The 12534-nt window shown below is 62.6% G+C and carries 11 protein-coding genes and 2 pseudogenes; 7 read left to right on the plus strand and 6 right to left on the minus strand.

The features are described 5' to 3' along the window. Positions 1-66: 66 nt before the first annotated feature. The 4 genes from ribB to EHW12_RS32850 form a co-directional block, all read right to left on the minus strand. Positions 67-1200 carry a 3,4-dihydroxy-2-butanone-4-phosphate synthase gene (gene ribB, locus EHW12_RS32835; protein WP_241199230.1) on the minus strand — a complete coding sequence of 378 codons (1134 nt, stop codon included), beginning with the start codon at positions 1198-1200 and terminating at the stop codon, positions 67-69. After that, on the minus strand, positions 1197-1730 hold the full coding sequence (locus tag EHW12_RS32840) for a flavin reductase family protein (protein ID WP_125053327.1): 534 nt from the start codon (positions 1728-1730) through the stop codon (positions 1197-1199). The genes ribB and EHW12_RS32840 overlap by 4 nt, the downstream gene beginning before the upstream one ends. A 64-nt stretch (positions 1731-1794) precedes the next feature. After that, on the minus strand, positions 1795-2628 hold the full coding sequence (locus EHW12_RS32845) for a mycofactocin-coupled SDR family oxidoreductase (RefSeq protein WP_125053329.1): 834 nt from the start codon (positions 2626-2628) through the stop codon (positions 1795-1797). Between the two features lie 62 nt (positions 2629-2690). Continuing rightward, positions 2691-3437 carry an IclR family transcriptional regulator gene (locus tag EHW12_RS32850; protein ID WP_125053331.1) on the minus strand — a complete coding sequence of 249 codons (747 nt, stop codon included), beginning with the start codon at positions 3435-3437 and terminating at the stop codon, positions 2691-2693. 277 nt (positions 3438-3714) lie between these two features. On the opposite strand from EHW12_RS32850, the gene EHW12_RS32855 reads away from it, so the two are divergent. Genes EHW12_RS32855 through EHW12_RS32865 form a run of 3 tightly spaced genes read left to right on the plus strand, consistent with a single transcriptional unit; the run spans position 3715 to position 5497 of the window. Next, positions 3715-4494 carry a fumarylacetoacetate hydrolase family protein gene (locus EHW12_RS32855; protein ID WP_241199231.1) on the plus strand — a complete coding sequence of 260 codons (780 nt, stop codon included), beginning with the start codon at positions 3715-3717 and terminating at the stop codon, positions 4492-4494. Further along, positions 4491-5261 (plus strand): fumarylacetoacetate hydrolase family protein, encoded by a 771-nt coding sequence (locus EHW12_RS32860; RefSeq protein WP_241199232.1) that lies wholly within the window; start codon positions 4491-4493, stop codon positions 5259-5261. Before EHW12_RS32855 ends, EHW12_RS32860 begins: the two co-directional genes overlap by 4 nt. Before the next feature lie 32 nt (positions 5262-5293). Next, complete coding sequence (locus tag EHW12_RS32865; RefSeq protein WP_125053333.1) at positions 5294-5497, plus strand: 4-oxalocrotonate tautomerase family protein; 204 nt, start codon at positions 5294-5296, stop codon at positions 5495-5497. A 49-nt stretch (positions 5498-5546) separates the two neighbouring features. On the opposite strand, the gene EHW12_RS32870 is transcribed toward EHW12_RS32865, so the two are convergent. Then, positions 5547-6968, minus strand: coding sequence for an aldehyde dehydrogenase (locus EHW12_RS32870; protein WP_125053335.1), 1422 nt, complete (start codon positions 6966-6968; stop codon positions 5547-5549). An 80-nt stretch (positions 6969-7048) separates the two neighbouring features. Then, a pseudogene (locus tag EHW12_RS32875) lies at positions 7049-7321 on the minus strand (acetaldehyde dehydrogenase (acetylating)); the annotation flags it as partial. Positions 7322-7432: 111 nt separating this feature from the next. Here EHW12_RS32875 and EHW12_RS32880 point away from each other — a divergent pair. The 4 genes and pseudogenes from EHW12_RS32880 to EHW12_RS32895 all read left to right on the plus strand — a co-directional run bounded on the left by EHW12_RS32880 (position 7433) and on the right by EHW12_RS32895 (position 12451). After that, positions 7433-8038, plus strand: coding sequence for a TetR/AcrR family transcriptional regulator (locus EHW12_RS32880; protein ID WP_125053339.1), 606 nt, complete (start codon positions 7433-7435; stop codon positions 8036-8038). A gap of 117 nt (positions 8039-8155) precedes the next feature. Beyond that, the gene (locus EHW12_RS32885; protein ID WP_164490675.1) at positions 8156-9355 is read left to right on the plus strand and encodes an LLM class flavin-dependent oxidoreductase; all 1200 of its coding nucleotides are present in this window, start codon (positions 8156-8158) and stop codon (positions 9353-9355) included. A gap of 47 nt (positions 9356-9402) precedes the next feature. Further along, positions 9403-10083 (plus strand): annotated as a pseudogene (locus EHW12_RS35670) (dienelactone hydrolase family protein); the annotation flags it as partial. Positions 10084-10153: 70 nt separating this feature from the next. Then, on the plus strand, positions 10154-12451 hold the full coding sequence (locus EHW12_RS32895; protein ID WP_125053345.1) for a CoA transferase: 2298 nt from the start codon (positions 10154-10156) through the stop codon (positions 12449-12451). The last annotated feature ends 83 nt before the right edge of the window (positions 12452-12534 follow it).

A 12534-nucleotide genomic window follows, 5' to 3' on the forward strand; every position in this document is an offset into this window, starting at 1 on the left:
TCATTCGGCTTCGTTTGGTCGCGAGGTAGGCATCGTTGTCGGCGTTGTACGCGACGTCCAACCCAATCACATCGATAACGTCGATTCCCTTTGCCTCCAACCCCTTCGTTTGGCTGGGTTGTTGGTCATCAGGCGGATACGGGGGGTGCAGAGATCGAGGAGGATCGCGGCGGCATCACCGTATTCTCTGGAGTCAACCGGTTTTCCGAGGTGGAGGTTGGCGTCGACGGTGTCGAGGCCGTCGGTGTCCTGCAGGTGGTAGGCGGCGATCTTGTCGAACAAACCTATCCCTCGGCCTTCGTGTCCGCCGACGTAGATGAGAATTCCTCCGCCGGAGGCTGCGATCTGTGCCATGGCCGAGTTCAGTTGTTCTCCGCAATCGCAGCGCATCGACCCGAGCGTGTCTCCGGTGAGACATTCACTGTGGACACGAACGAGCGGTTGGTGCGTCGAAATGTCGCCGTACACAAGCGCCAGGTGTTCGTGCCCGTGTGTGGACCGGTAGGCAGTCGCGGTGAAGATCCCGTGCTCGGTGGGTAATCGACACGACGCCCCGCGTTCTAACTGCGACGTGCGCAGTCGGTATTCGACGAGCTGGGCGATGGTGATCACTGCCAATCGGTAGCGGTCGGCGAACGCGGGCACGTCGTCGCGAGCGAGCATCGTCCTCCGGTCGGCGCTGATCAGTTCGCAGATGAGTCCGACAGGTTCGAGTCCTGCGGCCGCGCACAGATCCACAGCGGCTTCGGTGTGTCCGCGCCGTTCGAGCACCCCGCCTGGGCATGCCCGGAGGGGCATGATGTGTCCTGGCCGCACCAGGTGGGTCGTGTTCGTGCTGGGGGCGCCGAGGAGTTTGATCGTGTGGGCTCGGTCTCCGGCGCTGATACCGGTGGTGATCCCCTGTGCTGCATCGACACTGACGGTAAACGCTGTGCCCAGAGGGTCGGCTGAGTTCTCGACCATCTGGGGTAGGTCGAGGTGGTCGGTGCGCCTACCGGTCATCGACACGCACAGGAAGCCTGAAGTGTGTTGGAGGAAGAATGCGACATCGTCGGCCTCGACGGACTGGGCGGCCATCACCAAGTCTGCTTCGTTCTCCCGTGTCTCGTCGTCGACGACGATCACCGGTCTGCCGCGCCGAAGTTCTGCCACGCACGCTTCCACAGCGCGCGTCGCATCAGTGCTGTTCGACGTGCTCATTGGTGGTCTCGCAGCTGGCGGAATGTCGACTTGTGGAAGATCAGCGGCGCGGTGTCGGTGAGCGAGGTCAATGCGTCGACATGACCGACGACGAGGTCGTGGTCGCCGATCGCTCGGTGCTCGTAGAGTGTGCATTCGATGTGCGCGTGCGCGCCGGTCAATAGCGGGATTCCCTTCCTCCCTGCGTTCCAATCGACACCGGCGAATTTGTCGGTTCCACTGCGGGCGAACGACTTCGCCACAAGGTGTTGTTCCTCGGCCAGGACGTTGACGCAGAACGACCGAGCAGCGATCACGTGGGGCAACGTCGCCGATGCGTGGCCGACGAAGAAGCCCACCAGCGGCGGTTCTATCGAGATCGAGGCGAACGAACCCACAGTCAATCCGACCGGCGCGCCGCCGCGATCGACAGCGGTGATCACTACGACTCCGGAACCGAAGTGGCTCAGTACCTCTCGAAAGTGGTCTCGCACGGCGGAGGGCCCGACGTGGCTGAGCCTCGGGGTTTCCGTGGCGTACTCGGTGTTCATGATCTTCTCCCGTTGACGAGTTGGAGGGCCTTGATACGGCTCCCATGCAGGAGCCGTCGCGTATTCATTTGACGGAGTAGCCGGCATCGACTGGCAGGGTGACACCGGTGACGTAGCGGCCGTCGTCGGATGCGAGGTACAACACGGCATTGGTAACGTCATCGGCCTCGACCCATGGGGTGGGCAGTGCGTTCAATGACCGAAATGCCGGTATCGCGTCCGCCTCCGAGGGGTCGTCGAGATCTGGACGAAACATTTTGTAGCTGACTGGATTTAGCACCATCGGGGTCGCCACCGTGGTGGGATTGACGGTGTTCACCCGAATCGAATGCGGTGCCAACTCCAGCGCTAATGCGCGCATTAGACCGGTCAGACCAGCTTTCGTCGATGCGTAGGCCACCATGTTGGGTACCGCTTTGAGCCCGATCGACGAGCTCATGATGACCACCGAACCCGCGCCGCGTTCAATCAGGTGTGAGATCGCGGGTCGGATGGTGTTGAAGGCGCCCGTGAGGTTGGTGTCGATAACCGTTGCCCAGTTGTCGGATGTGGCGCGCGCTGCCGGGCCGGGTATGCCCGTTACGCCCGCGTTCGCGACGACGACATCCAGGCCCCCTAGTTCGCTCACTCCGTGCTCGACCACGTCAGCGACAGCGCCGGCGTCCCGCACGTCGGCGACGGAGGCGATGATGCGGCGGTCGAGCTGTTCGACCAACCTGACGGTCTCTGCGAGATCCTCTGGACTGGCAACTGGAGTACCTTGGCCGGGAACGGGCCCGGCCACATCGAACGCGATGATATCGGCGCCCTCGGCGGCAAGACGTACAGCTTGATTGCGACCCTGACCTCGCGCGGCGCCGGAGATGAGGGCGATCTTTCCTTCGAATCGTGGAGTCATCGTCTTCCTTCGATTTGGAATTGGTTCGGATGCGTTCGGTGGATCCGTGGCGGTGCTGCCAGTCATGCGATTCGCCGACTGGCATCGGCGGCAGCTGTCAGTACTGCTCGAACAGCATGCTCATGTCGCGTGTCATCGGTGCGAGCGGTGACCGACAGGGCCGCGACCGGCTGGTCGTTGCGATCGAAGATCGGGGCCGCGATGCAACTGATTCCGACCGCGCATTCTTCGTCGTCGCGCGCGAATCCGTTACGGCGCGTTGACTCAAGTTGGCCGAGAAAGAGCTTGGGCACAACCACAGTTCGAGGCGACCTGCGCTCGAGTCCATTCGATAGGATTTGCCGAACCAAACCCGAAGGGGTATGTGCGAGTACAGCTTTCCCCACCGCAGTACAGTGCGCAGGCAGCCGCCCGCCGACTCGTGAGGCCGTCGCAGGTGCGCCGGGAGCGTCGAGCTTTTCCAGGTAGACGACGTCGGTGTGATCGAGCAGTGCGAGGTGCACGGTCAATTCGGTGCGGTTGCGCAGTTGCTGCAGTACCGGACCCATGGACAGTCCGAAGTTGTGTTGGTGTGTGACGCGCTGTCCGAGTTCGAACAGGCGCAGCCCCAGTCGGTACCCGTGATGGTGTCGTTCGACGAGCCCCCAACCCGAGAGCTGGATCAACAGTCGATGCGCGGTGGGTTTCGGAATTCCTGAGCGAGCGTGTATTTCGGCAAGCGTGAGGGTTCCGTCTCCGGCTTGGAATGCATCGAGCAGGTTGATGCTTCGACCGAGAACAGTGTTCGGGTCCGGCGCAGGTGTGTGCACCGAGGCAGTGGAGTTCTGCGGTGACACTCCTCCCCCAGCATGGTCGACAGCAGGCCATGACGATCGACGTTCCACGACAGCCTCCCGGCAGATGAGATGTGGGCCACATGAAGTGCCTACAACGAGAATCGCACAAAAGTTGATCGCCGGTCAAGAAAAAGTTGACTATTGGTCTAAAAGCCGATGTGCCGATCGTTTCGCTGAGGGAAATGCCGACCCTGACTTCCCTTGGAGTGTGAGCGACCATGACGGATCATTCGTATGAAAGGACGATCCTGTGGAAGATGTAGCGGAGAAGGCCCGCGCGTTGTACGACGCGCGACGAACGGGAGTGCCGATTCGGCCGTTTACGGACGCCGAACCGGACTTGGGGATGTCGGATGGGTATGCCGTGCAGAAGGAACTCGTCGATCTTCTCGTCTCGGACGGTGACAGAGTGGTCGGTTACAAGGTGGGTCTGACCTCCGAGCCCATGCAGGCCATGATCGGGGTGGACTCCCCGGACTATGGCCCGGTACTGTCCTCTACTCTGTACCGCGACGGTGACTCGGTGCCGCTGGGTCGCTTCATCGCCCCCCGACTCGAAGCCGAAATTGTCTTCATTCTGGGAGAAAGACTGGCCGGACCCGGGGTGACGCTGACGCAGGCCAGGAGAGCGATCAGCGGTGCGGTAGCTGGTATGGAGATCGTCGACTCGCGAATTGCCGACTGGCGAATTCAGCTCGCGGACAGCGTTGCCGACCTCGCATCGAACGGTGCAGCCGCCGTGTCGAGTCGGATCGTCGAGCTGGGTGACATGAACCCCAGGTTGATCGGAATGACTCTCACCCGCAACGGTGAGGTAATCGACACCGGCGCAGGGGCAGCAGTATTGGGTGATCCGGTTGCGGTGGTGGCCTGGCTGGCGAATGTTCTCGGCGACAACGGAATCGCGTTGGAGGCGGGGCATCTGGTCATGACTGGGGCACTACATGCCGCAGTTCCGATGACACCGGGCGATGTATTCCGAGCCGATTTCGATCGTCTGGGCTCGGTTACGCTGGCGGTGGCAGCGTGAGCACTCGGGCCGAAATAGCGGACATGGTCACCAGCTTGACTACTGCTGTCGAAGATCGCACCGCGATGTCGCGCCTGACTGCCCGTTACCCGGAGCTGGATCTTCCCACTGCGTATCGGGTGCAGGCCGAGCTGCGAGCTGCGGCGGGACCGCTTGTCGGATGGAAGCTGGGCGTGACGTCCAGGGCGAAACAGGCCCAGGTCGGGGTGGACTCGCCGGTGTACGGTTTCCTGCCTGGCGCAGCAACATTGGACATCAGCGAAGCGTTGGACACATCACGGTTGATCCAACCTCGCTGCGAGCCCGAGATAGTGCTCGTACTCGGTCACGATCTGTCCGGCTCGCATGTCAGCGCTGTCGATGTCCTTGCAGCAACCTCGGGAGTTGCGGTTGGCATCGAGGTCCTCGATTCCCGTTACGCAGGTTACGATTTCACAATGCCGGACGTCGTGGCAGACAACACCTCGGCCGCCAAATTCGTCGTCGGGACGCCAGTTGCACCGACCGGTGTCGACCTCCGACTGGTCGGAGTGGTCTTCGAGCACAACGGCAAGGTCGCCGCGACAGCCTCCGGCGCTGCCGCGCTCGGTCACCCTGCCGCCGCTGCGGCGTGGCTGGTCCGCCAGCTCGCCGCCGAGGACAAGGGACTACGTGCGGGCGACATCGTCCTGACCGGAGGCCTTACGGCGGCCGTTGCCGTCGAAGCGGGCGACGTCGTCGTCGCCTCCGTGGACCGGATCGGCTCAGTCGAACTCGCGTGCCGCTAGATCTGCAACATCAACCATTCGAGAGGACATACATGCCTTTGATACAGGTGACCCTCGCCGCGGGCCGCTCACCCGAACAGCTCGATGCACTGGGCAAAGCCCTGACCACTGCCGCCGAGCAATCGATCGGTGCCCCGAGAGAAACGATTCGAGTCGTACTCACCGAATGCGAGCCCGCACTGTGGTTCGCTGGAGGCGAGTCCCTCGCGGCGCTCCGGGCATCCGGAAAGCGTTGAAATCGGCGGTGGCGCCCGACTGTCGGGCGCCACCGCCGTGTCGTGCTGGCTAGTTGACAGCCATCACCACAGCCTTGGGTTCGGTGAAGAATTCCCGGGAGAAGTTACCCCCCTCGCGGCCCCAGCCGGAGTCCCCCATGCCACCGAACGGGGCACGCAGGTCGCGAACGAAGAAGCAGTTAGTCCACACGGTACCGGCTCGCAGCGCAGCCGAAACACGATGCGCGCGTGAGAGGTTCTCAGTGAACACCATGGCGTTGAGTCCGTACGCAGAATCGTTGGCCAGGCTGACAGCCTCGTCTTCGGTGTCGAACGCCGTCACGGTGACGACCGGTCCGAAAATTTCCTCACGCTGCAGGCGCCCGGTCGCAGGGACATCGGCGACGATCGTGGGCCGTATCGCCCATCCATTGCCTCGTCCTCCAGTCAGCACTGTCCCGCCCGGATCGTCCACGTAGCTGCACACCTTGCGCCAATGTTCCTCCGAGGCAAGAGGTCCCACTTGGGTAGCCGGATCGCGCGGGTCACCCACCGTGAGTGCTTCGGCCGCAGCCACGAAACGTGCGGTGAACTCGTCGAACACACTACGGTCGATGTAGAGCCGGGAACCTGCCAAGCAGACTTGTCCGGCGTTGGTGAAGATCGCCCGGACTGACCATTGCACTGCTGTCTCGAGGTCGGCGTCGGCGAATACCAAGTTGGCCCCTTTACCTCCCAGCTCGAGGCTGACAGGAGTGAGGTTGCGCGCCGCTGCCGCCGTGATCGCTTTCCCTGTGCCCGACTCTCCGGTGAACGTGATGCGGTCCACCCGTGGGTCAGTAGTCAGTGCTTCGCCTGCCGAGCCGGGCCCATAACCGTGCACGACGTTTAACACGCCAGGCGGGATGCCCGCCTCGACCGCCAACCGCGTCAGAATGGTTGCGCTGACAGGAGTGTCCTCGGCCGGCTTGAGTACGACTGTGTTGCCCCACGCCAATGCCGGAGCCACCTTCCACGATTCGAGCATGAGGGGAAAGTTCCACGGAGCGATCGCGGCGACGACACCCGTCGGCTCGAATCGGGTGTAGGCGTGGTGGCCGGTGTCGCTCGGATATGCCTCCGATGCGCTCAGCCGGGCATGATCAGCAAAGAATCGGAAGTTCTGTGCGGCCCGCGGCACATCGTTGGCCAGGGCATCGCTGACTGGCTTTCCCATGTCGTGCGAGTCGGCGAAAGCCAATTCCTGCGCGTGTTCTTCGATGAGATCGGCAAGCCTGTGCAGAAGCGCGCCGCGTTCGGCGTAACCCATTCGAGGCCAGGGCCCGTGATCGAAAGCCCGCCGGGCAGCGGTGACCGCCCAGTCTGCTTCCGTTGCCCCACCCAGCGCGACTTCGGCCCAAGGCTTTCGAGTCCACGGATCGATCGAGGTGAAGGTAGCGCCGTCATGTGACGGACGTTCTGCGCCGTCGATGACGTGTCCGGCAATGATCATGACGGCCTTCCTGCAAGTTCGAGAGCGACGTCGATGATCATGTCTTCCTGCCCGCCGACCAGTCCTAGTTCGCCGCAGCTCGCGTCGGCGTAGCGGGGCGCATTGGCTGCATGCGCTTTCGCCGATGTCGCTTCGAACACGATCTCGGGCAGAGGGTCCTGTCTCAGGAGCCAATCCACGCCTTCGGCGCTGGCCACGATACCTCGGGCCCTGGCCCGCACCAGGCCGTCCGATTCCATCACTCCGACTACATAGCGCACGTCGACGACGTCACTGCGCAGCAGTTTCTCCAGCAAGTCGGTTCCGATGTTGCCCGGCCCCACAATGGCCGCCGGGATCTTCTCTCTCGTCATGAGACTGAGTGTCATCGGCATCGACGCTGAAGTGCTAGCACACCGTCTCTGTCAGCGAAACGCACCGAAGGGCTGCAGCACTGGTAGTCGCCGAGTCAATAGGCTAGGTCCATGACGAAGGCGGAAACGAGTTCGAAAGCAGACGGCAAACGGCGTCGGCTGATCACGGCGGGACTGGCACTGATGGAGGAACTGCCCTACCCGGAGATCACAGTGGTCATGATCGCGGAAAGAGCCGAGATGGCCAGAAGCCTGGTCTTCTACTACTTCAAGGACAAAGAGGAGCTGTTCCACCACGTCGTCCGTGACCTTCTCGACGGTCTGCGTGAGTCCTTCGAAACCAACGACCTCACCGTTGCTGCCGACAACACTACGGCGTGGTTGCGACGCGAGGTGGGGATCTTCCTCGACTTCATGGCCGCCCATCCGCGCGCAATGGAAACCATAGTGGCACTCGGATGGCAGAACGAGCGAGATCGAGTTGGCACCACGATGATGGACTTCACCGCCGAACGTGTGCATCACGCATTCGGCAGCCCCGACGGGGGTGAGTTGCTCGACCCCGCGCTCCACAGCTGGGCATACCACTGCGTGGATTTCACCTTGCGAGTGCACCGGACCGCGCCGTCAGCCGACCCCGCATCGGTCATCTCCATCCTCGTCGATCAAGCCGAGTCCATATTCACCACTCTCGCAACATCTTTGCGAAACGCCTGAAACCAAACGATCCTTTTGACCGCCAGTCAGATCTTTTCTTGACTCGCGGTCAAATTCTGTGGCACCCTCCTTGTTATGCGCCGCCAGTGGCGGTCCTCACACTTTCAGGAGGTTTCAGTGAAGTTCGGTGTTTTCTACAACCCGATGGTGCCCAAGGCCCCGGGCAAAGATGATTGGGAACCAGGCCAGGAACGCAAAGTCCTGACCGACATGATCGAGCAGATTCGGTTTGCCGACAGCCTCGGGTTCGAGTACGCGTTCCTCGGCGAGCACCACTTCATGCCGGAGTACGCCCACAACTCGGCAACCGAGGTCATCCTTGGCGCGTTGTCGCACTCCACCACCAATATTCGAATCGGAACCGGGATCGTGCACGCCTCGCACAACGACCCGATCCGCACCGCAGAACGAATCGCCACCCTCGATCAAATCTCCGGTGGCCGCGCCGAATTCGGCTTCGGCCCAGGAACCACCCAGGAGATCGCGCCATGGGTCAAAAACGATCTCCCTCGAAAGCGTGAACGCTCCGACGCGTCCGCGCAGGTGTCGATCGACATTCTCGGCACACCCGGAGTGTGGCCTGGCGTGGACAACGAATTCTTCCAATTTCCGCCGGGGAACGTCGTCCCGAAGACCTATCAAACACCCCACCCGCCGCTGTGGACCTCCACGGCGGTGCCGAACATGGCACCAGAGGTCGCAGCACGAGGGTTGGGCCAGTTGATGCTCACCCTTGCCGGTCCCGAAGCCGTCGCCGCCGAAGTGCAGGCCTACTGGGACACCCTGCGCTCAGGCGCGGTGACTCCGATGGGTAAAGGAATCAACCCTGCCGTATTCACCTTTACGATGGGCCTGCTTGCCCGGACCGACGAGCTTGCCGAGGAGCGTGCCCGAGAAGGCCTTGAATACTACGGTTTCGGGCTGACCGGCGGCGCCATGGCGCGCATCGGTGACCCCAACCATCACCTGTGGGATTCGTTCCAGGACTTCAAAGCCGGCCGCGCCGACATCCGTCTCGAGTCCGGACTGGCCCAGTTCCTCATCGACATCGGATACCACTTCGCCGATCTACCCGGCACAATGATGTGTGGACCGGAGAAGGCCAGAGAATTCACCCGCCAGATCGAAGCGACACACGCCGACGGCCTGCTACTGAACCAGCAGTTCGGATGGACCAAGCATGAACATTTGATGGAGTCGCTCGAAATCTGGGCAAAAGAGGTCATCCCAGAGTTCCGCGAGCGCGAACAGGAACATCAGGCGTGGCGCAAACAGCAGCTCGACGGCATCGACTTCCCGGTGGTGAGCTCGCTGTGATCGGGCAGGACATCCCTATCGAAGATCTGGTCATCGACGAGGTGCCCATGCGTGTGGCGCGACCCGGCGGCCCTGCGGAAACCGGTGTGATCGTCCTGCATCAGGGCCCCGGTTACGCGTCGCAAACAGCCCTGTGGCTCCGGCAGTTGGCCGCTGACGGGCATCTCGCGATCGCACCGTTGCTCCTGCACCATCGCGGAGAAGAAGCAGTCGATCCCTTCACGCGCTTCGGTGGTGACCTCGCAGCCTTCGCTGCATACCTTCCCGGAGACGACGAGATACGCGCCGACTTCACCGCCGCACTACATCTTCTAAACAACGAAGACATTCCGGTCGAACGGAGCGCGGTCGTCGGCTTCTCCTACGGTGGCCGCGCCGCGTTCCTTGCAGCGACAGAACACCCGGTGAGCTGTGCAATTACATTTTACGGCAATGGTATTCAGTACGACGGCTACCAGGGGAACGAAGGAATTCCCCCGCTGGCCGATCGTGCACCGGACCTACAGGCCCCGTGGCTGGGCCTCTACGGCGAACAGGACTTTTTGCTCGCACCCGGAGAGATCGACGACCTCGAAGTCACGATCGGGAAAGCTCCGGTTGCAACCGAGCTCGTTCGCTATCCCGCCGCCGGACACGCCTTCGATACCGACATGGTTTTCGGGCCGGGCGCGCCCAGCTCACTGAACCAGGACGCTGCTGCCGACGCAACCGAACGGACACGGACTTTCCTGAGCACCTATCTCGGTCGAGACCGCACGGTGACGCCGACCGAGACACATCCGGCGGGGGAGATCGGCCATGACACGGCCACTGGACGGACTGCGGGTAGTGGACTTCGGCCAATGGCTCGCCGCACCACTGGTCGCGTCTTGGCTCGCCGATGCCGGCGCCGACGTCGTTCGGGTCGATCCACCCGGCGGACCGCGATGGTCACACCCAGCGAACGCCATGCTTCAACGAGGCAAACGCAGTATCGTGCTCGACCTTAAATCCCCTGCGGACCATGACGTTGCGCGGGAGCTGATCGCGCGCGCCGATATCGTCATCGAAAATTTTCGACCCGGTGTCATGGACAGACTCGGGCTCGGGCCGAAAGCGATGACCGAGGTGCACCCACGTCTGCTTTACTGCTCCATTCCAGGCTTTGGCGCCGACGATCCCCGCGCCGACGTTCCCGGCTGGGAAGGCGTCGTCGAATCGGCAGCCGGTTTGTACTTGTTCCCCGGATCGGCGCCGATGAACTATCGCGGCGATCGAACCAGAGAACCCACCTTCAGCGCGTTACCACTCGCCTCCTCCTACGGCGCGTTCGTGGCAGCACACTCGATAGCGGCAGCACTTATCGCACGCGAACGCACCGGCCTCGGTCAGAGCATCGAAGTGCCGCTGTTCGATGCGTCGTTCGAGCTCATCGGTGCCGGGGTAATGAAAACCGACAAGCCGAGGCCGGTGTCATCGGCCCCGAAAGTCACCCTTGAGTCTCCGCAGTTGGGGCACTACCGCTGTGCAGACGGCAAGTGGCTCGAACTCTGCCTGTTCCAAGACAAGCACTTGCGCTGGTTCGCCGACGCATTCCTGCCCCAGGAATACATCGACGACGGTATGGGCGATGCCGAGCGCATGCTGACCGATCCCGATTTGCAGGTGCGCGCACGAGAGCGTTATGCCCGGTTGTTCGCCACACGGCCGGCGCGCGACTGGGAGATCGCTGTCAACGAGGAGAGTGGAGCGTCAGCAGTGCTCTGCCAGACGGTTGAGGAATGGTTGACAACAGACAGCCACGCCAGGGACTCGGGCGCAGTCATCGACCTTCACGACCACGAACTCGGTCTCACCTCCCAGGCTGGCTTCCCGATCCGAATGTCCAAGACGCACTGGCAGGTGACAGCCGCGCGCAGTCCGCTGGACCACCACCGGGACGAGATACTCGCCGAACTGTCCACTTCCCTGCCCGAGCAGGCTCCGGTTGACTCCACAGTCGGTCGTTCGCAGGCGCTCGCGGGCTTCCGGGTCTTGGATATGGCGCAGGTATTGGCCGGCCCCACCGTCGGCCGCATCCTCGCCGAGTACGGCGCCGAAGTCGTCAAGGTCAACAGCCTCCATGACCGGCAACTGGCGATGCACCTGTACACCAACAGCGGGAAACGATCGATCATGGTCGACCTCAAAACAGCTGAGGGTATGGAAGTCTTCCGCGCCCTGAGCATCGACGCCGACATCGTCGTCCAGAATTTCACGCGCGGCGTCGCCGACCGAATGGGCATCGGAGAAAAAGCGGTACGCGACTACAACGCCGGCGTCGTCTACGTTTCGATCAGCGCGTTCGGTCACGAGGGGTACCGCGGCGGTTGGCGCGGACGCGAGCAACTCGGGCAAGGCCCCACCGGGATACAGGTGCGGGCGGGCGGCGACGGTGAACCTGTCATGTCTCCCTACCCGCTGAACGACTACGGCTCAGGCAATCTGGCCGCGTTCGGCGCGCTACTGGCCCTCTACCACCGAATACGCGGCGGACAAGGACAGCATGTCCAGTCATCGCTGACGCACAGTGCCACATTCCTGCAGGTCCCCTACATGGTGGCGTTCGCAGGGCGCGTGTGGGACGAGCCTGCGGGCTCGAAGGCGAAAGGATGGGGCCCGTGGGATCGGCTCTACCCCAGCGCCGATGACTGGTTCTATCTCTGTGCGCCAGCAGGATTGGACGCATTGCCAGACCTGGCAGGAAAGAACGAGCACGAGCTCACCGCAGCGTTCAAGACGGCGCCCGCCAAGTACTGGGTGGACCGGCTCGTCGGCGCGGGTATCGGTGCGCACGTACTCATCTACCAGGCGGACTTGATGGATGATCCGATCGTTCGGCAGCGGGGTCTGGCAATCGAACGTGACCACCCTGGTGAAGGCCGAATCGCGATGGCAGGTCCCTCGGCGCGTTTGAGCAGAACACCCGTCCAACCGACCCGGCCCGCCGGCCCGCCCGGCTCGGACACCTCTGCCGTGCTCGATGAGCTCGGCTTCGACAGCGCAGACCTTGTGTCACGCGAGATTGCACGCAACGGGCTACCCGAAGGGACGGAATTCATCGGGCTCTTCCGCTGACACCGTCACACCGATAACGAGCTTGCGGCAACGCAGCCAATCCATTCCGCCGAAGCGCCGCAAATGTTGCGGCTCAAAAAATG

The organism is Rhodococcus sp. NJ-530, from assembly GCF_003860625.1.
In the GTDB taxonomy this organism is placed as follows: domain Bacteria; phylum Actinomycetota; class Actinomycetes; order Mycobacteriales; family Mycobacteriaceae; genus Rhodococcus_F; species Rhodococcus_F qingshengii.